The organism is Aromatoleum evansii (genome assembly GCF_012910805.1).
Lineage (GTDB): Bacteria > Pseudomonadota > Gammaproteobacteria > Burkholderiales > Rhodocyclaceae > Aromatoleum > Aromatoleum evansii.
In genome coordinates this window covers 1-22,156 of the sequence record NZ_WTVK01000008.1, presented here as the reverse complement: position 1 = coordinate 22,156, position 22,156 = coordinate 1, and the positions used below count along the sequence as shown (strand labels likewise).

The following is a 22,156-nucleotide window of genomic DNA, read 5'->3' as shown; positions in this document are numbered from 1 at the left end:
GTTGTCGCAGATGAGCAAACGCCGCGTCTTCGTCGACACCAATGTCATCCTGGAGGCGTTTCGCACGGGCTGCTGGACGGCAATCTGCCAGCACTATGCCATCGAAACCGTCGAAAAATGCATCGAAGAAACCCAGACCGGCGACCCCACTGAACCCGGTCGAATCGTCGTTAATCACGATGAGCTCATCAACGGGCTTGCTGCCCGGCACGCGGTCGGCAAACGCGACCTTGCGGTCTTCGCTTTGCAGCATCCTGAATGTCAGGCACTCGACGATGGCGAACTTCACCTGCTCGCCTGGTTGAATGCACAAGGGTTACTGCCTCATGTCCTCGTGCTGGTGTCGACGGCTGACAAGGCCGCCATCGTGGCGACAGGACGGCTGGGCGGTCTCGACTCCCTGGTCTCGCTGGAGCTCCTTGCACAAACCTCGGGGGTCGCCCGGGGGCAAGTCAGCAGCCTGAAGGAGCACTATCGGAACGGTTGGCTTGACGAAATCAAGGTCAAGGTCCGATTTGGGATGATTCCCTAAGTCCTATTTTTTACACGTATGCCGGCAATACCCGAGCGTCCGACGCCGCCTGCGAACCCCAGCAATGCACGAATTGCCGCGCCCCGCGAACCGGTTTTCTGCCGCGGTTGCATGGCCACGACCTATTGCTCCGCGCCGATACTCTCGCCCACGAGATCGAAGACATGTCCCATGCGGCACGCCTTCGTGTCGAGGTAGGCCGCGTTGTACGCGTTTCGTCCGCTCGGCAATACCACCCGCTCGACGACTTGGAATCCCATTGCGGTCAAGGCATCGGTCTTCGCCGGATTGTTCGTCATCAGGCGAAGTCGCCGCACGCCGATATGTGTAAGCATCGGCCCGCAGACCGCATATTCCCGGGCATCGGCAGAAAAGCCCAAGCGTAAATTGGCATCCACGGTATCGGCGCCGCAATCCTGCAGACCATACGCCCTGATTTTATTGTGGAGCCCGATACCCCGCCCCTCCTGGCGCAGGTAGAGCAGCGCGCCCCGGCCTTCGCTGCCGATCCGTTTCAGTGCGCTGCGCAATTGATGGCCACAGTCGCAGCGCAGGCTGAACAAAGCATCGCCGGTTAGGCATTCCGAATGGATACGCGTGAGGACCGCCCCTGCGCCGGCGACCTCGCCCAGTGTCAGAACGAGGTGCTCCTTGTGCACCGAATCGACGAAACTGTGTGCGACGAACGTGCCCCAACGCGTGGGCAGTCGGCTCGAGGCGATGAAACGCACGCGACGCTGGGCCGTGCCGCTGACGTCGCACCCCCGGTCCGCACCGCCCGGTGCCGCCCTTTGTTCCGGTTCCTCGATAGCAAGCTTCTGGAACATCGTCCTCTCCCCTACCAAGCGGTTCGCATCGATAAGTCGATCGCCTTGACGTCCTTCGTGATGCTTCCGATGGAGATGCGATCCACGCCGCTTTCCGCCACCTCGCGCAAGTTGTCGAGCGTGATTCCGCCTGACGCTTCGAGCTCGGCCCGCCCCGCCGTGATGGCGACCGCGTGGCGCATTTGCTCGACACTGAAGTTGTCGAGCAGGATCAGCTTCGCGCCGGCGGCGAGCGCCGCCTCAAGCTCCGCGCGGTCCTCCACTTCGATCTGCAACGGGATTTCCGCCGGTGCAATTTCCGCCGCGGCGCTCAATGCCTGGGGAATTCCTCCCGCCACCGCGATATGGTTCTCCTTGATCAATACCCCCGCGTAAAGTCCCATGCGGTGGTTGTGTCCGCCGCCGACCCGTACCGCGTACTTCTGGGCCAGGCGCAGCCCCGGCAGCGTCTTGCGCGTGTCGTAGATGCGCGCCCTCGTTCCGGCGACCATCGCCACATATCGCCGCGTCGCGGTCGCGGTGGCGGAAAGGGTCTGCAGGAAATTGAGCGCGGTGCGCTCGGCGGTCAGCAGCGCTCGCGCGTTGCCGCGGATCTCGCACACGACGTCCCCCGGCGCGACCTCCTCCCCCTCCTTCGCGCGCCACCGAATCTGGACGGCCGCGTCGAGTTCGCGGAAACACTGCTCGAACCAAGCCCCCCCGCACACCACCGCTGCTTCGCGGCTGATCACGATCGCCTGGGCCTGGCGCTCCGCCGGCACCAGCATCGCCGTATAGTCGGCGCCGCCGATGTCCTCCTCGAGCGCGGCGCGGACGCAAGCTGAAGTAAGCAATTCGAAGTCTCCATCGTTGGTCATGAATATCGGTTCCAGCCACGCCCCGTCAGATGGCAACCTCGGGATTCAGCGTGTAGCGGCCGGTCAGGGTCGCGGTGCCCAACAGATGCGGACGAACGGCCGCGATGACGTCGCGTGCGCCGAAGATTCCCGCCACCGGGCAGGTCGGCGTGTCCAGCGCGTACAACGTGAACACGTAGCGATGCGGAATTTCGTCGTTCCACGGCGGACATGGCCCGTCGTAGCCGAAATACTGTCCGGCCATGCGCTCGTCGCCGGCGAACCACTGCGTGTAGTCATTGAGCCCCTGACGGGTACCATGCGGCGCCTGCGGCCCGGATTTGCCGCCGGGGACGACCGCGTCCGAGAATTCCCCCTTCCCAATGCCCTGCAGATCGGGAGGCACATCGACCAGAGCCCAGTGATACAGGTCGATCCGCGGCGTCCCAGCCGAAACGATGCGCCCTTCCTGGTTGAAGTCGTCAAGCACGGAGGGGACATCCGGGTCGTGACAGATGACCACGAGCGATCGCGTTCCCGCGGGGAGATCGCTCCATGCCAAGTCGGGGTTGAGATTCCGTGACAGGACGATGCGCGACTCCGGGTGATGCACCGCGAATGCGCATTCGTCCGGGATTCTTCCATCGACCTGAAAACAACTACTTGTCAAGCGCATGACATCTGCCTCCCCTCGTGAATAAGAACCGGGTCGATGACCCGACGACCATCGAGATAACGCACGCGCACCAACCCCTGATCACCCACCCGTACTCCCCCGATAGAGCCACGGGCGTAGCACTTTCGTAATCGCGGGCATAACGACATAGGTCAGCACGAGCACCGCGATCGGCACGAGCACCATCGTAGCAACATAGACCGGTAGCCGATCGAGCACGGGCCGTAACACCATCAACATCGGCGTGATCGTCAGATACACGCCGATACTGCTGGCTATCATCATCTTGTGACGCGGCGGAGCCATTGGCTGGGACGGAACCGCGGTCCCCGGCGGCTCGAACCATGTCTCCAGGCCAATGGCGCGTTCGATCAGCACTGGTTCACTCTCCACCGATTCCAGCCGCTTCAGCACCTTCTGGCGCTGCGGCGATTCCTCCCAGTGACGCAGATTCCGGGAGCTGTCGAAGCGCACGAGAATTCGATACGCACGTTCGCCCTCGCGGCCGGGTTTGAGGATCAGCGTTCCGAGGTTGCCCGGGAAGGCGCGCGCGGCGCGGAGGGCCCCCTCCATCAGCGACTCCCACTCCCTCTCCCGCCCTACTCGCGGGACTCGTGTGATCATTAGCGTCACCGGATCGTTGAACACGCTTACCTCGGTAGACTTTCGGGCCTCCTCAAGCGACGGCCACCGGTCACTTCGACGGCGCGTCGCAGCCACTCTTGCCCCGCAAGTTGCCGCGCAGCACGATCCACGCGCCGATCCCCGCCGCGACGGCCGAAGCCAATTGAACCTGATGCGAAGGGACCATCAGGCCGACGCCGGCGACGAAGAAGCACAGCCGATGCGTGCCGCGCAGCCGCCCCTTCCAGTAGCCCTCGGCCGCGAGGCACAGGCAGGCGACGGCCATCGTCACCGCCGCGCCGGCGAGCACCAGCTCCAACGGCGTGCCGGACAGAAGAACACCGGTTTGGTAGACGAAGGCGAAGGGAACGACGAACGCGGTCATCGACATTCGCACCGCCGCGAGGCCGACCGCGAGGGGATTCGCGTGGGCGATCGGCGCGGCCGCAAACGCCGCGACGGCGATCGGCGGCGTCATCGCCGACAGGCTCGCGTAATAGACAAGGAACAGGTGCGCGGCGAGCACGGACACGCCGAGCTTCGTCAGCGCCGGCGCGACCAGCACCGCCGCGAGAATATAGACGCTCGGGGTGGGCATGCCCATGCCCAGGCATAGCGTGACGACGGCCGCGACCGCCAACGTCAGAAGCAGGTTGGACCCGGCGATCAGGAAGATCAAATCGGCGACCTTTGCGCCCAGGCCGGTCATCGACAAGCCGCCGACGACCAGTCCGGCCGCGGCGCAGGCAGCCACGACCGGCACGACCCGCAGGGTCGACTCCGCCAGGATCTCGTAGAAGGCCGTGAAACCGAGACGCGTGTCGCGCCTGGACATCGCCACCGCGATCACGGCGAGCGTGCCGAACGCGGCGACGAAATTGGGCGAGTATCCGACAAGCAGCGCGACCACCAGAGCGATCAACGGAACGGCGAACATTCCGCCGCGCCGCATCGTCTCGCCGAACGCGGGCACCGTTTCGAGTCCGGTAATTCCCGCCTTGAGCGAATACAGATGCACCTGCAGGTATACGCAGAAGTAGTAGAGAAAGGCCGGCACAATCGCCGCGACGGCGATCTCCGTGTAACGGATGCCGGTGAACTCGGCCATGATGAAGGCCGCCGAACCCATCACCGGGGGCAGGATGGATCCGCCCGTCGAGGCCGCAACCTCGATCCCGCCGGCCATCGCGCCGGAGTAACCGAGCCGCTTCATCATCGGGATCGTAATCGATCCGGTCGTGACCACGTCGGCCGTCGGGCTTCCGGAGATCGTGCCGTAGAGGCCTGACGACACGACCGCGACCTTCGCTGGGCCGCCGGGGCTCTTCCCGCTCAATGCGGAGGCCGCGTCGAAGAAGAAGTCCCCGCCGCCGGTGCGCGAAAGAAACGTTCCGAACAGGCCGAACAAGAAGACGTAGGTCAGTGCGACCCGGATCGGGGCTCCGAAGATCCCGTCGGTCGTGAACGCGAGCACGTCGAGAAAGTGGAGATAGTCGATCTCACCGTGGCCGAATGCGCCCTGCAGCTGATGGCCCCAAAGATTGTAGGCGAGGAACGCCAGCACGATCGACGTGAGGCCGGGCCCGACCGTGCGCCGCGTTGCCTCGAGGGTGACGAGCAGCAATCCGCTGCCACAGACGACGTCCCACGGAGTGAGTTCATCGAGCAGCGTGATGCGGGTGACGATCCGCTCATTGTGGAACCAGAAGTACGCCGAAATGGCAAGGCTGGCGGCGGCAAGAAGCAGATCCGAGGCCGGCACGCGGTCGCGGCTCGACGCAGCCGTCGCGCCGGTGGTCAGGAAAACCAGCGCGAGCATCAGCCCGAGAAATACGATCGTCATCGAATAGATCGGCACCATCTGGATCGTCGTCACCCACACGATCCCGAGCGCGATCAGCGCCGCCAGGGGTTTGAGCAAGTGCCCGGCCCAACTGGCCGGATCGCGGCGGGCGCCGGTCGTCAGGAATCGGCTTAGAAACGAAAGGCTCATAGTGGACACGTTCAGTTCTCCGCATGGCATTCACGTCCTGAAGACCCGCGACGAAGATCGATCGACCGGGGCGCGTCGAAGCGAACGAAACGCGTATACCGATGGGGTCGGGGCTACAGGCAGACGTGAATCGCCCGGCCCCGCAGGGCCGATGACAGTCCGTGACCCTTGCCCGGTTATGTCGGCAAGGACCGGGTGGGCGGCGCGCATCGACCGCCCCGGTGCTGACTCGTCCTACCTATTTCAGCAGGCCCGCTTCCCGGTAATAGGCTTCCGCCCCCGGGTGATACGGGATGACCTTCTGGCTCGCGAGGAACTCGGGCGTGATCACCTTCAGGCTGCTGTGCGCCCCCTGGAGGCGCTCGATGTGTTTGTGCAGCGCGCCGGCGAGATCATGCGCGACCTTGTCGTCCATCCTGCTATTGACCGCCAACACGGCGCCGAGTGCGACGGTCGGGACATCGACGGTCTGCCAGGGATAGCTTCCAGCCTTGATGACGAAGGGCGCAACGTGCAGCTCTTGGGACAGATTGTTGATCACGCGCTCGGAAACCGGCAGCAGAACGAGCTCGACGGCGTCGCCGGCCTGGACGATGAAACTGGTCCGGACGAACACGCCATTCGCGAACATGTCGATCCTCTTGTCCTTCATCAGATCGCCCTGCTCATCGGATGCTGCGTAAATGATGTCGCCACCCCAATTCCTGATGTCGTCCACCGTCACACCGATCGCCTTGAACATCGCTACCGCGACATGCTCAGTGATGTTGCCCCGCTTGTTGAAGGCCACCCGCAGCGGCGGTTTCTTTACCGCGATATCGTCGAAGCTGTGGATGCCATATTTTTCCGCAAACGCCTTCGTGATGACCATCTGCATCGGCGCCCAGTTGTATAGCAGTGCAATCGCCCGCAGGCTGGTAATCGGCTTGGGGAAGGGCTTCGCACCGAGATTGGCAATGTGCAATTCGACGTCGTGCGCGATTCCCAATTCGACTTTGCCCTGATCGATCAGCGCGATATTCGCGAGCCCCCCGCCGGAGGTCTGGTAGGTGATGGTCGAGCCCGGAAAGCTGTCCTTGACCGCGCCGTCGATACCCATGCCGATCATGGTCCACAGTCCGCTCGGACTCGCGCCGGATAGGGTCATCTTGTACGATTCGGCCGATACGCCCAGGCTCGCAAGCGCGAACGCCAGGCCGCAAATGATGATGCGCAACATGTCTGTCTCCTCCTTGTAGTCGCTTCTGAATCACTAGCAGCGTCGGAGCGGGGTCCCGATCAAGGACTTATCTTTGTTGTGGTTTCATCGCGTTTCCTTGCCCGGATTATCAGGACTGCGTTTGTCGCGATCAACGCAGCCGGGCTCGCCCGACCGAAATAAGGTTCCACGAATTGGACTCGTGTCCTCGTCCGGCCAACCCGGTTTTTCCGCGACCCCGCCGGGCCGGGGGCGGGCGCCCTTGCCCGTGCTCACGGACCTCGCGGGCAAGGGCGTCGCCGCCGCGAGCCGGCGCGCCTCATTGAAAGGCGCCCTTGCCCTGATAGGCCGCATATTCCTCGCCGGACAGGCCGAGGAGCTCCTGGAACACGTAGGCATTGTGCTGGCCGATGCCGGGGGCGGCCGCGGTCACCTCGCCGGGAGTGGCGGACAGATCGAACGCCGAAAAATAGCAGGCGACATCGCCGATCCCGTCATGCCGCCGACGACGCCAGATGCGTCGATACGCGAGTTGCGGGTCGCGGAACAAATCGGCGATCGTGTTGACGGGATAGGCGTGAACCCGTGCGGACTGGAGCCGCCCGGCGGTCTCCTCGGCGCCCCGCCACCGCAGGCCTGCGGCAATGAGCTCGTCGAGATCGCGGAGGTTTGCCTGGCGCGAGTCGAGCGTCGCGAAGCGCCTGTCGGCGCGCAGTTCCGGGAACCCCAGCGTCTCGACAAGGCGCCCGAATTCATCGTCCGACCAGCACGACAGCGCGAGCCAGGCGCCGTCGCGGCAGCGGTACGCGTTGTGCGGTGCGGCGCGGGGATCGCGGTTGTCGGCCCGTTCGGCGACGCGCCCGCTGACGTGGTAATCAAGCAGTGCGCCGGCGACGAACATCAGGCCGCTTTCATATTGCGCCAGGTCGATCCACGCCCCCTGCCCGGTTCGCCGCTGACCGTCGAGCGCGGCCAGCACCGCCGTCGCCCCCAGGGTCGAGGCGATGAAGTCGATGTAAGGGCCGTAGAGAAGCATCGGCGGGCCGTCCGGCGTACCGGTGAGGCCGCAGAACCCGGCAAGCGCCGACAACTGCGAGCCGAAGCCCGGCGTGTGCGCGCGCGGACCGGTCTGGCCCATGTTGCAGCTCGAGATCATGACGATGCCCGGGTTCAATCGTCGCGCCGTCTCGTAGCCCAGTCCGAGCCGGTCCATCACCTCCGGACGCATGTTCTCGACGACGATGTCGGCCCAGCCGACGAGTCGTTTGGCGAGGTCGATGCCGGCCGGCGTCTTCAGATCGAGCGTCACCGCGTGCTTCGAGTCATTGAGGATCGCGAAGCAGCCGCTCCGATCCGGTCCTGGCTTGCCGTCCTTGAAGGGCGGATATTCGGTGCGGAACCCGTCCGGACGTTGATGCGACTCGACGTGCACTACGGTCGCACCGAACGTCGCGAGCATCTTGCCGATATGGGGTCCGGCCGCATACGCACCGAACTCGGCCACCTTGACCCCGTCGAGGGCTTGAGAAATCGCGCTCATACGAATTGCCCCTCCGTCGCCGCCGTGGCGGCCTTCGCCCCTTCCGCGGCCACGCCGCATTCAGCGAGCAAGCTTGCGACATCGATCTCCGTGCCGGGCCGATGGCGCAGCGGCTGACGCACCCGATCGACGATCGCGAAACTGCCGCAATGTCGCTGGGGGGCGCCGTCGGGCCCCGGCAGGTCCTGCCAGAACGCTCGGGCGCCGAGTTGCGGGTCGGTCGCGATGTCCTGCACGGTGGAAACGGGGTAGCCGAGCATTTCCCGTCGACTCGCCTGCTCGAGAAAGTCCCGCTTCGCGAGGCGAAGAAAGAACTCGGCGATCGGGCGCTCCATGTCATCGACGTCTTGCTGACTCGCGAGCTTTGGATCGAAGCGCATCCAGTCGATCTGCGCCAGCACCCCGAGCTCCACGCCGCACTCGCGCATCCACTCGACGAGTCGGGCGTTGGTGCGCCGTCCGGCCGGCCCGCCGTACAGGACGAAGTTCACATAGCCGTCCGCGCAGGGCCAGAAGGCGCGAAAGCGCGCCCCCTTCACCGAACGGCCGCTGACAAACGCGCCGGCACGGGTCGGATTCGTCCCTTCCATGTCCCAGAACGCCGGGGCGTGCGACAGCGCGAGGATCACGGCGGCCTGGGCCGAGACGTCGACGCGCTGGCCCTGACCGGTCGCGGTGCGGTGGATCAGCGCGGTGAGGGCGCCGACCGCCGCCTGCGCGCCCGCCCAGCTGTAGGACTGCGGCACCGTGACGCGCAGCGGTGTCTCGCCCGGCTCGCCGGCGAGCGACATCGCGCCGCCTGCCGCCATCAATTCGAGGTCCGAGGCGAGCCATTCGGCGCGTGGGCCGTCCGTGCCGAACGGCGTCACCGACACCTGGATCAGGCGCGGATTGCGCTGGCGTAACCGGGCGGGGTCAAGCCACGCGGCCGCCGGTTCGCCCGGCAGAACCGACTCGATGAGAATGTCCACATGGTCGATGAGCCGGTCGAACTGCGATCGACCTTCGGACGTTTCCAGATCGAGCCGGAGCAGACGCTTGTTGACGTTGTAGGCCTGCCAGTCGGGGGCGTCGATGGCGACGCCGGGCCCCTCCACCTTGATGACATCGGCCCCGAGATCGGCCAGCAACCGCCCGGCCAACCAGCCGACGCGGTTGCTGAGATCCAGGACGCGGTATGCGCTTAACATGGGTGCGCTCCTTTTCGTCCTGGGGGCTGCTTAACGCCCGGTGCGAGCCAACGACAGGACCCAGCCGGCCATGCGCGACTTCATCTTCTCGATGTCCTTGGCACCAAAGAAGTTCTCCGGCTTGACCAGATCGACGCCATACACCGGACGGTGGAAGTCATTCTCGTAGCCGTACGGCACCGTCGCGTCGATCCCCATCCCGCCCTCGAACTGCGTGTTCGACGCCGTCCACTGCTTGTCGCCCGACGTCATCCGTTCGGCCGGCATGAAAGTCTGGCCCCGCCCGCCGGGCAGCGGGTTGAGAATGTCCGTCTGCGGATTCACGCGCGTCGTCAGACACCACATGATGTCGTCCATCGAGTAGATATCGACGTCCTCGCTGACGGCGATCGCCAGGCGCATGCCCTGCGAGCAGGCGAGGATCGCGGCGAGGAAGTTGCGCTGCCAGCCTTCCTCGATCTGGTTGCGCTTTTTCACCTGGATGATGCAGCCGCCCCAGTCGGTCATGCAGTAAGGGATATGCACGTTCTGCACGATTCCGGGTTGCAGGCGCTCGCACAGCGCAAAGATCGCCGACTCGCGCACCGACGTATCGATGTTCGCATCGTCCGAGGTATGCACGCCGAGCGGGAAGATGATCGGCTTGCTTTCGCGCTTGCGCATCGTGATCGCGGTCACGTGGAAGGTCGGCGCCTTGTAGGCCTTGCCCATGTAGCCGGCCCATTCGGGGTGGAAATGGAAGCGCCCCTGGATGTCCGCCGCCTCGGACTCGGCGGTCTCGTAGCGTTTGTCGCGCGGATGCAGGTAGCCTTCCAGCACGTATTCGGCATCGGCGAGGGTATAGGCGTCGATCGTGCGGCACTTGACGAGGCGCACCGGCGATCCCTGGATCGCGCCGGCGATGCCGATCTCGTCGCAGCCCTTGGGCAGGATCGCGTAGTCGAAACCCGCGCCGGCGACGTAGGTGCAGGACGGCGGCACGCCGAAGCACATCGTCAGCGGAATCGGTTCGTCGTCCTTGTAGTGTTCGGTCATCACCTGCCACATGTGCGATCCCGGCGAGATCTGGAACGTGCCGACATTGCCCCAGCGGAAGTTCATGCGGTTGTAGCCGATGTGGCTGCCGCCGTCGAAGTACGGCCCGACGACGCAGGAGATGCCCGAGCCGATCGTCAATTCGGTTTCGAGCGGGGTATGGCGGATCGCGGTGAGCCACTTGTTGACGTCGAGGTCCTCGGTGATGACCTCTTCCTGCACCGGCGCCTCGTCCTGGCCGATGATGATCGGCTTCAACGGATGGTCGATCGCGTGCGCGACCTTCTTGACGCGCTCGAGCGAATCCTTCCAGCCGAACAGTTCCTCGACGACGCGGATGTCGCCGAACAGGTTCGTGATCGCGCGCGCATGCGGCATGCCTTTGACGTTGTTGAACAGCATCGGCAGGCTGCCGTCGAAGATCTTCTGCAGGCCGGTAATCTCGAGATCGGGATTCACCTCCTTGTCGGTTTCGACCAGATAGCCCTTGCTGCGGAACCATTCGACTGCCTGGCGCAGGTCCTTTTCGCCAACCCTGCTCATTGCTTCGCTAATCCCCTTCATCACCAGATCGTTCATCGCACTGTCTCCTTGAATTGAGCTTGAAATTGCGGATTGAGCTATTGAGGGTTGAGCTATTGCCGTTGCGGCCGGAGATTCGCGATTTTCTTGCCGCGCATCTCCCCCTCCCACCGCCGCGCAAACTCGGCCGGAATGCCGAATTGATCGAGAATCCGGGCGACGACGTGATCGACCATGTCGTCGAGCGTTTCCGGATGGTTATAGAAAGCCGGCATCGGAGGCATGATCGTCACCCCCATGCGCGAGAGCTTCAGCATGTTTTCCAGATGGATGTCGCTCAGGGGCATTTCCCGGGCAACCAGGACGAGGCGGCGCCGCTCCTTCAGGATTACGTCGGCGGCGCGATGCACCAGATGGTCGCCGGTGCCGTGCGCGATCGCCGCGAGGCTGCGCATCGAGCATGGCGCGATGACCATGCCCTCGGTCATGAACGAGCCCGACGAGATCGACGCGCCCATATTGCCCTCGACGTGATCGACGGCGGCGAGCGCGCGCACCTGCTTGGCCGTATACGGCGTCTCGTGCTCGATCGTTTGGATCGCCCACTTGCTCAACACCAGATGGGTTTCGACGTCGGTGTCCTTCAGCGCCTCGAGCAAGCGGACGCCGAAGATCACACCCGTGGCGCCCGTTATACCAACTATCAGTCTTTTCATACGTCCCCCACTCCAGGAATGATTGCGGTCCATCGGTCGCCTGTTACAGTCCACAGTATGGACTGCGGCGCCCGTCCACCTCTGCTGTTAGCGCTTGCAAACTTGGACTTGGATGCAACTCTAGTGATGTGCGCCCGCACAAACAATCCACCTCGTGGACTTTAAATTCCACATTTTGGACTCTTCTTGCAGCGCGCGCGATGGCCGATGGAGCTCGGACAGGGAATGGAAAATGCGGCGCCCGACGCGTTACGGGCGCCCGCGGAGCTAGAACGGGAACTGCCGGCGACGGCGGCGCGTCACCGGACGTTGTGCAAAAAGGAGCCGCACACGATCGCCGCGGCGTCACGGGACACCGCGGGCCTGCCGAGGTCAAACGGATGGCGGCGGGCCGGCGCCGCGCGCGACCGGGGAAACTCAGGCCCTCACGGACGAGCGGTGTCGCTGACCGCGCCTTCCAGAATCGTGACTTCGGCGCGGATGAGAGCTACCAGCTCCTGCTGACGCTCCTCAGTCATCCGGCTCGAGATCGCTCCGATACTGATCGCGAGAAACGGCTCGCCCGAACGCGAACGGATCGGCAAGCCGACCGAGGTTGCGCCGGGCGTGACATGAGCATCATTGAGGGCGTACCCGAGCTCCCGGCACCGCTTCAGCAGACGCATCAACACCGGGACCGTGAGCCCGTTGTACGCCCCCAGCCTCAATGCGTTCGCCGAAACAATCTCATCGACAGCCGGGGCCGGCAGCGACATCAGCAGCGCCAGGCCGCCCGCCCCAACGCCGAGCGGCCGCCGCGTACCGACGTCCAAGGTGAGCGTCTTGATCGGAAACGAGCCCTCGGCGCGGTCGATGCACACCGTATCAAACCCGCTGCGTATCGTCAGAAAGACCGTATCACCGGTCTTCTCTGCCAGCCGCACCAGTGCCGGCCGGCAAAGGTCTCTCGTATTGAAGCTCGTCGAGGCGGCAAGGCCGAGTTCGAAAACCAGACGCCCCAGAAAATAGCGCCGGCTCTCGGCGTCCTGACTGACGAGCCCTTCGGCGATCAGGCATTTCAGAATGCGATGCGCCGTCGGCCGTTCCAGCCTCGAATGGGCCGCGATATCCACCAGACGCAGCCCCGTCCCGTTACGCGAAGCAATGATCCGAAGTACGTGTGCGGCACGCTGAATACTTTGAGTCCCCGCGCCCGGCCCGTTCTTGTCACTCACAGCCCACCCCCATCCTTCGTCCATATGGTGGAATTCTATTCCGTGCCTGCACCTTGTCAATGCGCGCCGCTAGACATAAATTTTGCTCAACCGCGGGCGATGCGCCGAATGTTAGTTCATAGGTTGGACTCTCATGCAGCGCGCGGCGATATGCCGCGGACCGGATTCGCGCCGTCGGAGCCCACCTCCGCGGGCGAAAGGCGCCAACCTCTTGCGAGTGGAAATTCCATGGAAGACCAGGTCATTCTCGTCGACCGGCACGACTGTGAAGTCGGTTTTACGGGCAAGATGGCGGCGCATCGCCGTGGCGAACTGCACCGCGCAATCTCGATATTCGTCTTCGATTCCGACGGCCAGGTCATGCTGCAGCGGCGTGCACTTGCCAAGTATCACTCGGGCGGACTGTGGAGCAATACCTGCTGCAGCCATCCCCGCCCTGGGGAGGCGAATGCGGTCGCGGCACGGCGTCGGCTGGAGGAGGAAATGGGGATCGATTGCGAACTGCAGGAGGCTTTCGGCTTCGTGTACTGCGCGGACCTCGGCAATGGCTTGATCGAGCACGAATTCGATCATGTGTTCTTCGGCCAGTATGACGGAGGGCCGATATTGAATCCGCACGAAGCCGACGACTGGAAGTGGACTCCTCTGGCGGAATTGACGACCGACGTGCGTAAGCGGCCCGAGGCCTACAGCTATTGGCTCGCCGCCTGCCTGGATCGCGTCGTCAGTTGTCGAGCTTGATATCGAAGCACTGCCAGAGAAGCTTGATGTCAGGAAACTCGATCGGAAGGCTGTTCGTGGTGACGACTTTCGGTGAAAGCCACGGCATGGCCATTGGTTGCATCGTCGATGGCTGCCCGCCGGGCCTCGAGTTGAACGAAACCGACATACAGCCGGACCTCGACCGCCGCCGACCCGGACAGTCGCGCTTCACCACCGCACGGTCCGAGGACGACAAGGTCGAGATACTCTCGGGCGTATTCGAAGGCCGCACCACTGGAACCCCGATCGCTCTCCTGATCCGCAACACCGATCAGCGCTCCACGGATTACTCGCGCATCAAGAACTTGTTTCGCCCTGGGCACGCCGACTTCACGTATCAGCGCAAATACGGGATTCGCGACTATCGGGGAGGTGGGCGTTCGTCGTCGCGCGAGACCGCTGCACGCGTGGCCGCCGGTGCGATCGCCAAGAAATTCCTGAAGCAACGTTTTGCGGTGCAAATCGGGGGATACGTCGCGAAGTTGGGTTCGATTTCCGCCGACCACATCGATTGGGACGAGATCGGTCGAAACCCCTTCTTCTTTCCCGACGCGAACAAGATCCCACAACTCGAGCGTTATCTCGATTCCCTGCGCAAGGCGGGCGACTCCATCGGCGCGCGGGTAAACGTCGTTGCCCGCGGCGTGCCCGTGGGGCTCGGCGAACCGGTGTTCGACCGCTTGGACGCCGACATCGCACATGCTCTGATGAGTATCAATGCGGTCAAAGGCGTCGAGATCGGGAACGGCTTTGCCTGCGTCGAACAAACAGGCAGCGAATACCGGGACGAAATCGAGCCGATGGGCTTCCGAAGCAACCGGGCCGGCGGAACCCTCGGCGGGATCTCCTCCGGTCAGGACGTTCTCGCGAGCATCGCCCTCAAGCCTACGTCAAGCATCCGTGTTCCTGGCAATACCGTCGACGTCGATGGCGAGCCGGCCACGATCGAAACGCATGGACGGCACGACCCCTGCGTCGGAATTCGGGCGGTGCCGATCGCCGAGGCCATGCTGGCTCTCGTGATCGCCGACCATGCGCTGCGCGATCGCGGCCAGAACGCGGATGTCGCGCGACCACCTGAGATAAAGTGATTCGTCATGCGCGACGATCCGCACGAGGGTCTCCTGAACTATCTGCGATGTCATCACGTCATGACGCTCGCGACGCAAGGCCCAGAAGGCCCTTGGGCCGCAGCGGTTTTCTACGTCAACGATGGTCCGGACGTCTATTCCCTGTCCGCGCCGTCAACGCGACACGCCCGCAATCTCGCGGCCGACCCACGTGTTGCGGCCACGGTGCAGGATGACTACTCGGACTGGCGACAAGTCAGGGGGATACAACTGGAAGGTGACGTGACGCGACTGGACGTTCCAGCTAGCGCACAGGCTGCTACCCGTTTCGCCCGAAAGTTCCCCTTTACCGACGCTCGACTGGCTGACCAGGTAATTGCAATGGCGTTGAACAAAATCGCGTGGTATCGACTGCGAGCGAGCGTTCTGTATTTCATCGATAACTCCCGCGGATTCGGCTCGCGCGAACGCTTTGAGTCGGGGCATCTCTGGAAAAACTTGCAGAAATGAACGTGCGATCCGGAGCGCACCTGCTGAGCATCTGAAGTCGATTCGGCTCCGAGAGCGTCCCCGGCGTGACGTCGATCGGCGCCGATCACGCCAACCATCCTCAGATCCACGGGCCAATACCATCATCGATACGTAGTTGCGGATGCTCGTGGAGAGCGGCGCTGGTCGTGCGGCGACCATAGGCGGCCATCACTTCGCATCAGCGGCTGACGGCTGCCCGATGAAATCGCGCAGCCACTGGGTGGCAGGGTCGCGGCGGTAATGATCCTGCCAGTACAGGCACCCACAACCATGCTTTGTTTATTCACATTACCCCCGTCTCCATGGCCGGTGGACACATGAACACTCTGATCCAGCCAGCTTCGCCGATCTGGCGCGCGCGGCGTGGTATGGGCTCAGATTGCCGCGGCGTCCCAGCAGCCCAAAGTGTCGATCGCTGGCGCGCGACGAATCGTTGGTTGGAACCCAACGACCTTTGATGCGCTCGATTGGCACCTTTCCGTAAAAATTGCCCGTCACATCCCCTGGTAGATCGGTCCTTCGCCTCCCTGCGGCACGACCCAGTTGATGTTCTGCGTCGGATCCTTGATGTCGCAGGTCTTGCAGTGCACGCAGTTCTGCGCGTTGATCTGCAGCCTCGCGTTCTGGCCCGATTCGTCGCGCACGATCTCGTACACGCCGGCCGGGCAGTAGCGCTGCTCGGGGGCGTCGTACTTCGCGAGGTTCACCGCGATCGGCACCGAAGCGTCCTTCAACTGCAGGTGGCAGGGCTGGTCTTCCTCGTGGTTGGTGTTCGACAGGAACACCGAGGAGAGGCGGTCGAAGGTCAGCACGCCGTCGGGCTTCGGGTAGTCGATCTTCGGGCACTCGGCGGCGGGCTTGAGTTTGTCATGGTCCGAGCTGTTGTGCAGCGTCCACGGCGCCTTGCCTTTGAGCACCTTCTGGTCGAAGCCGAAGAGCAGCGAACCCATCCACAGGCCCTTCTTCATGTAGGGCTTGAAGTTGCGCGTCTTGTGCAGTTCCTCGTACAGCCAGCTCGACTTGAAGGCCTCGGGGAAGGCGGCGAGTTTGTCGCGTTGGCGTTCGGCCGTCACGGCCTCGAAGGCGGCTTCGGCGGCGAGCGCGCCGCTCTTGATCGCGGCGTGGCTGCCCTTGATGCGGGCGGCGTTGAGGAAGCCTGCGTCGTCACCGATCAGCGCGCCGCCCGGGAACACCAGCTTCGGCTGGCTCTGCAGTCCGCCTGCGGCGATCGCGCGTGCGCCGTAGGCCAGGCGCTTGCCGCCCTCGAGGTACTTGCGGATCTCGGGGTGGGTCTTGTAGCGCTGGAACTCCTCGAACGGGGAGAGGTGCGGGTTGGTGTAGTTGAGGCCGACGACGTAGCCGATCGCGACGAGGTTGTCCTCGAGGTGATAGACGAAGCCGCCGCCGTAGGTGTCCGAGGGCAGCGGCCAGCCCGTGGTATGCACGACCACGCCCGGCTCATGGCGCTCGGCCGGCACTTCCCACAGCTCCTTCAGGCCGATGCCGTAGGTCTGCGGATCGACGCCGTCGCGCAGATTGAATTTCGCTTCGAGCTGCTTGCCCAGGTGGCCGCGACAGCCTTCGGCGAAGAGCGTGTACTTGGCGTGCAGCTCCATCCCCGGCTGGTAGGCGGGGCCCTGTTCGCCTTCGCGCGTGACGCCCATGTCGCCGGTGGCGACGCCCTTCACGGCGCCCGTCTCGTCATACAGGATCTCGGCGCCGGCGAAGCCCGGATAGACCTCGACGCCCAGCGCTTCGGCCTGTTCGCCGAGCCACTTGGCGACGTTGCCCAGGCGCACGATGTAGTTGCCGTGGTTGAGGAAACAGTCCGGCAGCAGGCCGTTGGGCACCTTGCGCCCGCCGGTTTCGTTGAGGAAGATCACGCGGTCTTCGGTGACTGCGGTGGTGACCGGCGCGCCCTGTTCCTTCCAGTCGGGGATCAGCTCGTTGAGCGCACGCGGGTCCATGACCGCGCCGGAGAGAATGTGCGCGCCGATCTCGGCGGCCTTCTCGATCAGGCACACCGACAGTTCCGTGCCCTTCTCGTTCGCGAGCTGCTTCAGCCGAATCGCCGCCGCCAGCCCCGCGGGGCCGCCGCCGACGATCAGGACGTCGAATTCCATCGATTCGCGTTGCATGGTCGTTTTTCCTTGGTCGATTCAATAGGTCGGCGCGGTCACGCGCCGGATGCGCCAGCCTGGCAAGAGCACGGACAGGAACACGAGGCCCACCGCAAAGAAGCTGTCATGGAAGGCCCGCGTCGCCGCCTCGAGCGCGGCGGCCGTCTCCTGCTGATGCACGGCGAGGCGCCACTGCAGCAACAGCGACAGCAGGCTGGTGCCAAAGGCCCCGCCGAGCTGGCGCACGAAATTCAGCGCGCCCGCGCCCTGCGCGATCTGCGCGAGCGGCAAGCCCTGCACTGCGCCCGCGTTGAGGGCCGGGATCATCATCGCGAGGCCCAGCCGACCCACCGCGATCCACGCGGCGAGCGCCCAGAAGCCGGTGTGCGCGGTCGAGCCGGCGAACAGCAGGAAAGACAGCGCGAAGCACACGAGCCCGGCGCAGACGATGTAATGCGGCGAATGGCGGTCGGTGAGCCGGCCGGCAGGCGGAATGGACAGCGCCAGCAGAAGTCCTCCCGGCAATAGCAGGATGCCCGCCTCCATCACGGAGAAACCCGAAACCGTCTGCACGAACAGCGGCACGAGGAAGGTCGAGCCGTACAGGCCCATGCCGTACGCGAAGCCGACCGCCGCGGCTGCGGCGAAGACCGGGTCGCGAAACACGCGGGGATCGAACATCGGGTGGCTGCGGCGCAACTCCCACGCAAGGAAGGCTGCGGCGCAAACCAGCGTCCCAGCGACAACGAAGGCGAGGCCCGCCAGCGAAAGCTCGTGCCGCTGTGCGTGCGCGAGTCCGCCGAGGACGAACAGCAGAAAGGCGCACAGCAGCATGAAGCCCAGGCCGTCGAAGGCCGGCCGCGGTGCGTCGCCCCGCTCGAAGCACGCGAGCCGGGTCGGCGCGAGCGCGAGTGCGGCGAGGCATAGGGGCAAGGTCACGAAAAACACCGCGCGCCAGCCGAAGAGCTGCCCGAGCACGCCGCCGAGCGCGGGTCCGATCGCCGGCGACAGCACGACGCCGAGCCCGTAGGCCGCCATCGCGCTGCCGCGCTCTTCGGGCGGATAGACCTCGAACAGGGCGATCATCGCGAGCGGCTGGATCACCCCGGCGATCGCCCCCTGCGCGATACGCGACAGGATCAGCGCGTCGATCGACGTCGCGAGCCCGCCCGCGAGTGAGACCGCGATGAAGACCGCCAGGGCCACGGTGTAGGTGCGGCGCAGCCCGTAGGCGCGCACCCACCAGGCGGTCGTCAGCATCGTCGCGGCCATCGCCGCGAGGAAGCCGGTCGCGAGCCACTGCACGCGCCCCTGGTCGACGGCAAAGTCGCGCATGATGTCGGGGAGGACGACGTTGATGATGGTCGTCGCGAGCACGACCGACGTCGTCCCCAGCATGATCGTCAGCGCGACAGCCCACCGCGCGACCTCGTTCGTCGCTCGAGCGCCGGAAGATCCCCCCGACAACGTGGACTCCGCAGCCTGAACCGGCGTCGCCGGCTCAGGCGAGCGTCCGCACGAGCTGCGGCACGACCTCGAAGAGATCGCCGACCAAGCCGTAGTCGGCCACCTGGAAGATCGGCGCCTCCGGATCCTTGTTGATCGCGACGATCACCTTGGAATCCTTCATGCCGGCGAGGTGCTGGATCGCGCCCGAGATGCCGACCGCGATGTAGAGCTGCGGCGCGACGATCTTGCCGGTCTGGCCGACCTGATAGTCGTTCGGCACGTAGCCCGCGTCGACGGCAGCACGGCTCGCGCCCAGCGCGGCACCCAGCGCGTCGGCGAGCGGCTCGAGTAGCGAGTGGTAGTTCTCGCCGCTGCCGAGGCCGCGGCCACCGGACACGATGATCTTCGCCGCGCCGAGTTCGGGACGCGCGCTCTTCGTCAGTTCCCGCCCCGTCAGCGCGGTGAGACCCAGGTCCGGACCGGCCGTCACGGCTTCGACTGCGGCGGAGCCACCCTCATTTGCCAACACCGCGGCAGCTTCGAAGGCGGTCGTACGCACGGTCATCACCTTCACGGCGTCGGACGACTTCACGGTCGCCATCGCGTTGCCGGCGTAGATCGGGCGCACGAAGGTGTCGGCCGATTCGACGGCGACGATGTCGGAGATCTGCGCCACGTCGAGCAGCGCGGCGACGCGCGGGGCGACGTTCTTGCCGTTGGCGGTGCTGGGGGCGAGGATGTGGGTGTAGCCGGCCGCCTCATTTGCCACTATCCCGACGACCAGCGCGGCGACGTTCTCGGCCGTCTGCGAGTCGTAGTGGGCGGCATCGGCGACGCGGACCTTCGCCACGCCGGCGACCTTCGCCGCCTGCTCGGCAGCCCCGCCGCAGTTGGCGCCGGCGACCAGCACGTGAACCGCGCCACCGAGCTTCGCAGCGGCCGAGATCGTGTTGAGGGTCGTGGCCTTCAGGCTCGCGTTGTCGTGTTCTGCAATAACCAGGATCGCCATGTTCAGATCACCTTCGCTTCGTTCTTGAGCTTGTCGACGAGTTGTGCGACGTCCGCGACGCGCACGCCGGCGCTGCGCTTGGGCGGCTCGGCGACTTTCAGCGTCGCCAGGCGCGGCGCGACATCGACGCCGAGGTCGGCCGGCTTCACCGTCTCCAGCGGCTTCTTCTTCGCCTTCATGATGTTCGGCAGCGTCGCGTAGCGCGGCTCATTGAGGCGCAGGTCGGTGGTCACCACCGCCGGCAGCTTGATCTCGAGGGTCTCGAGGCCGCCGTCGATCTCGCGCGTGACGGTCGCCCTCATTTGCCCACCCGCGTCGCCGAGTGCCATCTTCGACGCGAAGGTGGCCTGTGGCCAGCCCATCAGCGCCGCCAGCATCTGGCCGGTCTGGTTCGAGTCGTCGTCGATCGCCTGCTTGCCGCAGATCACGACCGTCGGCTGCTCCTTGTCGCACAGCGCCTTCAGCAGCTTCGCCACGGCGAGCGGCTGCAGCTCGACATCGGTCTCGACCAGGATGCCGCGGTCGGCACCGATTGCCATCGCGGCACGGATCGTCTCCTGGAAGGCCGCGACACCGCAGCTCACGGCCACGACCTCGGTGGCGATGCCGGCTTCCTTCAGCCGCACAGCTTCCTCGACGGCGATCTCGTCGAAGGGGTTCATGGACATCTTCACGTTCGCGATATCCACGCCGGTGCCATCGGCCTTCACTCGCACCTTGACGTTGTAATCGACCACGCGTTTGACGGGGACCAGAATCTTCATGTCTTCATCCTGTTGATGTGTTCGTCGGGCGATCCGTGCGGGTTTTCACTGCCACGGCGGTAGCGGTTCACTGCCTCGCCGTGGGCGACCTGGCGACTGTCGCCATCGGTCACCTCCGTGCTCGCGAAAAAGATGCTCCTGCCGCCGGAGCGCACGCGCCCGTGCGCCCGCAGCGTACCGGTCGACACCTGGCCCGTGAAGCTGGTGTTCAGCGACAGCGTCACCGCCTTGCGCACCGTACTCGGATCGCTGGAATGCAGTCCGGCCAGCGCGCAGGCGACATCGATCAGGGTCGCGATCACCCCGCCATGAACCGTTCCTGCGCGGTTCAGGTGCTGGGGGGCGATATCGAGCTCGACCTCTACGTAGTCCGGCTCCCAGCGCACGACGCGGCAACCGAGCTGGCGGGCGAAGCCCGAGCCGATCGCGTGATCGTACGGACCGGCCGCCACGACCGCGTTCTCAGTGTGCGAAATAGAGGTCATGCAGCTTTTCAAGGCTGACTTCGGACGCCGGCTGCGACAGCACGACCTTGCCGCTTTGCATCAGGTACACGTGGTCCGCGACGCCGACCGCCTGGTGGGTGTTCTGCTCGACGAGCACGATCGTGCGGCCTTCTGCCTTGAGCCGAGCGAGGATCTCGAAGAGCTCGTTGACCACCACCGGCGCGAGGCCCAGCGAGGGTTCGTCGATGATCAGCAGCTTGGGGTCGGACATCAGGCCGCGCGCCATCGCCAGCATCTGCGCCTCGCCGCCGGAGAGCGTGCCGGCCGGCTGGGTGCGCCGTTCGCGCAGGCGCGGGAACATCGCGTAGGCCTTCTCGCAGCGTTCCTGCGCCTGCACCCGATGCTGCTTCGCGAACGCGCCGAGCATCAGGTTTTCCTCGATGGTCATGTCCTTGAAGATCATGCGCCCCTCGGGGATCATCGCGACGCCGGAGTCCTGCATGTTCCACGTCGCGGTGCCGTTGAGCGGCTTGCCGTTGAGCCGGATGCTGCCCTGGGTCACCGGCACGAGCCCCATCAGCGCGCGCAGCAGCGTGGTCTTGCCGGCGCCGTTGGGGCCGATGATGGTGGTCAGCTCGCCCGGCGCGACGGTCAGCGAGACGTCCCACAGCACGTTGATGGCGCCATAGCCGGCACGGATGTTCTCGATCTCAAGCATGGGCGGCTCCCGTGTAGCTCTTCATCACTTCCGGATCGCGGAAGACCTCATCGGGCGTGCCGTCGGCGATCAGCTCGCCGAAGTTGAGCACCGCCACGCGATGGCACAGCTTGCTGATGGTCTCGATGTCGTGCTCGATGATCAGGATGCCGACCGCGAACTTCTCGTGCAGCTCCTTGAGCATGCCCATGAAGCGCCGCTTGCCGTTGGTTTCCAGACCCGCCAGCACCTCGTCGAGCATCAGCAGCTTGGGGTTGGTCGACAGTGCCTTCGCGACCTCGAGCGCCTTCAGTTCGGTCAGCGCCAGTTCGGTCGCGGCGTTGCGGTGCGCCTTGTCCTTGAGGTTGGTGAATTCCAGCACTTCGGTGATCTTGCGCTCGTCGA

General features: G+C 64.8%; 22 protein-coding genes. 4 read left to right on the top strand and 18 right to left on the bottom strand.

Annotated elements, in window-relative coordinates; all coding sequences use genetic code 11:
• Positions 1-10: 10 nt before the first annotated feature.
• Positions 11-532, top strand: coding sequence for a hypothetical protein (locus tag GO615_RS05385; RefSeq protein WP_169126012.1), 522 nt, complete (start codon positions 11-13; stop codon positions 530-532).
• 122 nt (positions 533-654) lie between these two features.
• Here the strand turns inward: GO615_RS05385 and ribA are convergent, their stop codons facing one another.
• From ribA to GO615_RS05330, 11 genes are all read right to left on the bottom strand, one after another.
• Positions 655-1,359 carry a GTP cyclohydrolase II gene (gene ribA, locus GO615_RS05380; RefSeq protein ID WP_169126011.1) on the bottom strand — a complete coding sequence of 235 codons (705 nt, stop codon included), beginning with the start codon at positions 1,357-1,359 and terminating at the stop codon, positions 655-657.
• An 11-nt stretch (positions 1,360-1,370) separates the two neighbouring features.
• The gene (nadC, locus tag GO615_RS05375; RefSeq protein ID WP_169126010.1) at positions 1,371-2,216 is read right to left on the bottom strand and encodes a carboxylating nicotinate-nucleotide diphosphorylase; all 846 of its coding nucleotides are present in this window, start codon (positions 2,214-2,216) and stop codon (positions 1,371-1,373) included.
• Positions 2,217-2,241: 25 nt separating this feature from the next.
• A complete protein-coding gene (locus GO615_RS05370) occupies positions 2,242-2,871 on the bottom strand; it encodes a YbhB/YbcL family Raf kinase inhibitor-like protein (protein WP_169126009.1) in 630 nt (209 codons plus the stop codon).
• Between the two features lie 81 nt (positions 2,872-2,952).
• Complete coding sequence (locus GO615_RS05365; RefSeq protein ID WP_169126129.1) at positions 2,953-3,495, bottom strand: putative antibiotic biosynthesis monooxygenase; 543 nt, start codon at positions 3,493-3,495, stop codon at positions 2,953-2,955.
• Between the two features lie 70 nt (positions 3,496-3,565).
• Positions 3,566-5,488 carry a TRAP transporter permease gene (locus GO615_RS05360; protein WP_169126128.1) on the bottom strand — a complete coding sequence of 641 codons (1,923 nt, stop codon included), beginning with the start codon at positions 5,486-5,488 and terminating at the stop codon, positions 3,566-3,568.
• A gap of 238 nt (positions 5,489-5,726) precedes the next feature.
• Complete coding sequence (locus tag GO615_RS05355; protein ID WP_169126008.1) at positions 5,727-6,707, bottom strand: TAXI family TRAP transporter solute-binding subunit; 981 nt, start codon at positions 6,705-6,707, stop codon at positions 5,727-5,729.
• A 298-nt stretch (positions 6,708-7,005) separates the two neighbouring features.
• Positions 7,006-8,226 carry a CaiB/BaiF CoA transferase family protein gene (locus tag GO615_RS05350; protein WP_169126127.1) on the bottom strand — a complete coding sequence of 407 codons (1,221 nt, stop codon included), beginning with the start codon at positions 8,224-8,226 and terminating at the stop codon, positions 7,006-7,008.
• Entirely contained in the window at positions 8,223-9,416 is a 1,194-nt protein-coding gene (locus GO615_RS05345; protein ID WP_169126007.1) for a CaiB/BaiF CoA transferase family protein, read from the bottom strand. The genes GO615_RS05350 and GO615_RS05345 overlap by 4 nt, the downstream gene beginning before the upstream one ends.
• A 30-nt stretch (positions 9,417-9,446) precedes the next feature.
• Positions 9,447-11,030 carry a UbiD family decarboxylase gene (locus tag GO615_RS05340; protein WP_169126006.1) on the bottom strand — a complete coding sequence of 528 codons (1,584 nt, stop codon included), beginning with the start codon at positions 11,028-11,030 and terminating at the stop codon, positions 9,447-9,449.
• Between the two features lie 56 nt (positions 11,031-11,086).
• Positions 11,087-11,722, bottom strand: coding sequence for a UbiX family flavin prenyltransferase (locus GO615_RS05335; RefSeq protein ID WP_281358694.1), 636 nt, complete (start codon positions 11,720-11,722; stop codon positions 11,087-11,089).
• 392 nt (positions 11,723-12,114) lie between these two features.
• On the bottom strand, positions 12,115-12,903 hold the full coding sequence (locus GO615_RS05330; RefSeq protein ID WP_169126005.1) for an IclR family transcriptional regulator domain-containing protein: 789 nt from the start codon (positions 12,901-12,903) through the stop codon (positions 12,115-12,117).
• A gap of 228 nt (positions 12,904-13,131) precedes the next feature.
• On the opposite strand from GO615_RS05330, the gene idi reads away from it, so the two are divergent.
• The 3 genes from idi to GO615_RS05315 are packed head-to-tail and all read left to right on the top strand — an operon-like array spanning position 13,132 to position 15,245.
• Positions 13,132-13,644 (top strand): isopentenyl-diphosphate Delta-isomerase, encoded by a 513-nt coding sequence (idi, locus tag GO615_RS05325; protein WP_169126004.1) that lies wholly within the window; start codon positions 13,132-13,134, stop codon positions 13,642-13,644.
• Between the two features lie 26 nt (positions 13,645-13,670).
• A complete protein-coding gene (gene aroC, locus GO615_RS05320) occupies positions 13,671-14,756 on the top strand; it encodes a chorismate synthase (RefSeq protein WP_169126003.1) in 1,086 nt (361 codons plus the stop codon).
• 6 nt (positions 14,757-14,762) lie between these two features.
• Positions 14,763-15,245: a pyridoxamine 5'-phosphate oxidase family protein gene (locus GO615_RS05315; protein ID WP_169126002.1), complete on the top strand. Its 483-nt coding sequence runs from the start codon at positions 14,763-14,765 to the stop codon at positions 15,243-15,245.
• 515 nt (positions 15,246-15,760) lie between these two features.
• Here GO615_RS05315 and GO615_RS05310 read toward each other — a convergent pair.
• The 7 genes from GO615_RS05310 to GO615_RS05280 form a co-directional block, all read right to left on the bottom strand.
• Positions 15,761-17,404, bottom strand: a complete 1,644-nt coding sequence (locus tag GO615_RS05310) for an electron transfer flavoprotein-ubiquinone oxidoreductase (protein ID WP_169126001.1) — start codon at positions 17,402-17,404, stop codon at positions 15,761-15,763.
• Positions 17,405-17,425: 21 nt separating this feature from the next.
• Positions 17,426-18,784 (bottom strand): DHA2 family efflux MFS transporter permease subunit, encoded by a 1,359-nt coding sequence (locus GO615_RS05305; RefSeq protein WP_169126000.1) that lies wholly within the window; start codon positions 18,782-18,784, stop codon positions 17,426-17,428.
• Positions 18,785-18,887: 103 nt separating this feature from the next.
• The gene (locus tag GO615_RS05300) at positions 18,888-19,844 is read right to left on the bottom strand and encodes an electron transfer flavoprotein subunit alpha/FixB family protein (protein WP_169125999.1); all 957 of its coding nucleotides are present in this window, start codon (positions 19,842-19,844) and stop codon (positions 18,888-18,890) included.
• A 2-nt stretch (positions 19,845-19,846) separates the two neighbouring features.
• Positions 19,847-20,608: an electron transfer flavoprotein subunit beta/FixA family protein gene (locus GO615_RS05295; RefSeq protein WP_169125998.1), complete on the bottom strand. Its 762-nt coding sequence runs from the start codon at positions 20,606-20,608 to the stop codon at positions 19,847-19,849.
• Positions 20,605-21,105 carry a PaaI family thioesterase gene (locus tag GO615_RS05290; protein ID WP_211166968.1) on the bottom strand — a complete coding sequence of 167 codons (501 nt, stop codon included), beginning with the start codon at positions 21,103-21,105 and terminating at the stop codon, positions 20,605-20,607. Before GO615_RS05290 ends, GO615_RS05295 begins: the two co-directional genes overlap by 4 nt.
• Positions 21,071-21,772 carry an ABC transporter ATP-binding protein gene (locus GO615_RS05285; RefSeq protein ID WP_169125997.1) on the bottom strand — a complete coding sequence of 234 codons (702 nt, stop codon included), beginning with the start codon at positions 21,770-21,772 and terminating at the stop codon, positions 21,071-21,073. The genes GO615_RS05290 and GO615_RS05285 overlap by 35 nt, the downstream gene beginning before the upstream one ends.
• On the bottom strand, positions 21,765-22,156 hold a 392-nt coding region (locus GO615_RS05280), incomplete at its 5' end, for an ABC transporter ATP-binding protein C-terminal domain-containing protein (RefSeq protein ID WP_479686204.1). The genes GO615_RS05280 and GO615_RS05285, both read right to left, overlap by 8 nt.

Excerpts from the sequence above, each read along its gene's own strand:
- GO615_RS05305 (WP_169126000.1), bottom strand. The coding sequence starts at position 18,784 with ATGCTGGGGACGACGTCGGTCGTGCTCGCGACGACCATCATCAACGTC.
- GO615_RS05385 (WP_169126012.1), top strand. The coding sequence starts at position 11 with ATGAGCAAACGCCGCGTCTTCGTCGACACCAATGTCATCCTGGAGGCG.
- ribA (WP_169126011.1), bottom strand. The coding sequence starts at position 1,359 with ATGTTCCAGAAGCTTGCTATCGAGGAACCGGAACAAAGGGCGGCACCG.
- GO615_RS05315 (WP_169126002.1), top strand. The coding sequence starts at position 14,763 with ATGCGCGACGATCCGCACGAGGGTCTCCTGAACTATCTGCGATGTCAT.
- GO615_RS05370 (WP_169126009.1), bottom strand. The coding sequence starts at position 2,871 with ATGCGCTTGACAAGTAGTTGTTTTCAGGTCGATGGAAGAATCCCGGAC.
- GO615_RS05365 (WP_169126129.1), bottom strand. The coding sequence starts at position 3,495 with ATGATCACACGAGTCCCGCGAGTAGGGCGGGAGAGGGAGTGGGAGTCG.
- idi (WP_169126004.1), top strand. The coding sequence starts at position 13,132 with ATGGAAGACCAGGTCATTCTCGTCGACCGGCACGACTGTGAAGTCGGT.
- GO615_RS05295 (WP_169125998.1), bottom strand. The coding sequence starts at position 20,608 with ATGAAGATTCTGGTCCCCGTCAAACGCGTGGTCGATTACAACGTCAAG.
- GO615_RS05340 (WP_169126006.1), bottom strand. The coding sequence starts at position 11,030 with ATGAACGATCTGGTGATGAAGGGGATTAGCGAAGCAATGAGCAGGGTT.
- GO615_RS05345 (WP_169126007.1), bottom strand. The coding sequence starts at position 9,416 with ATGTTAAGCGCATACCGCGTCCTGGATCTCAGCAACCGCGTCGGCTGG.
- GO615_RS05355 (WP_169126008.1), bottom strand. The coding sequence starts at position 6,707 with ATGTTGCGCATCATCATTTGCGGCCTGGCGTTCGCGCTTGCGAGCCTG.
- GO615_RS05350 (WP_169126127.1), bottom strand. The coding sequence starts at position 8,226 with ATGAGCGCGATTTCTCAAGCCCTCGACGGGGTCAAGGTGGCCGAGTTC.
- GO615_RS05285 (WP_169125997.1), bottom strand. The coding sequence starts at position 21,772 with ATGCTTGAGATCGAGAACATCCGTGCCGGCTATGGCGCCATCAACGTG.
- GO615_RS05310 (WP_169126001.1), bottom strand. The coding sequence starts at position 17,404 with ATGCAACGCGAATCGATGGAATTCGACGTCCTGATCGTCGGCGGCGGC.
- GO615_RS05335 (WP_281358694.1), bottom strand. The coding sequence starts at position 11,722 with ATGGACCGCAATCATTCCTGGAGTGGGGGACGTATGAAAAGACTGATA.
- GO615_RS05360 (WP_169126128.1), bottom strand. The coding sequence starts at position 5,488 with ATGAGCCTTTCGTTTCTAAGCCGATTCCTGACGACCGGCGCCCGCCGC.
- aroC (WP_169126003.1), top strand. The coding sequence starts at position 13,671 with ATGTCAGGAAACTCGATCGGAAGGCTGTTCGTGGTGACGACTTTCGGT.
- GO615_RS05300 (WP_169125999.1), bottom strand. The coding sequence starts at position 19,844 with ATGGCGATCCTGGTTATTGCAGAACACGACAACGCGAGCCTGAAGGCC.
- nadC (WP_169126010.1), bottom strand. The coding sequence starts at position 2,216 with ATGACCAACGATGGAGACTTCGAATTGCTTACTTCAGCTTGCGTCCGC.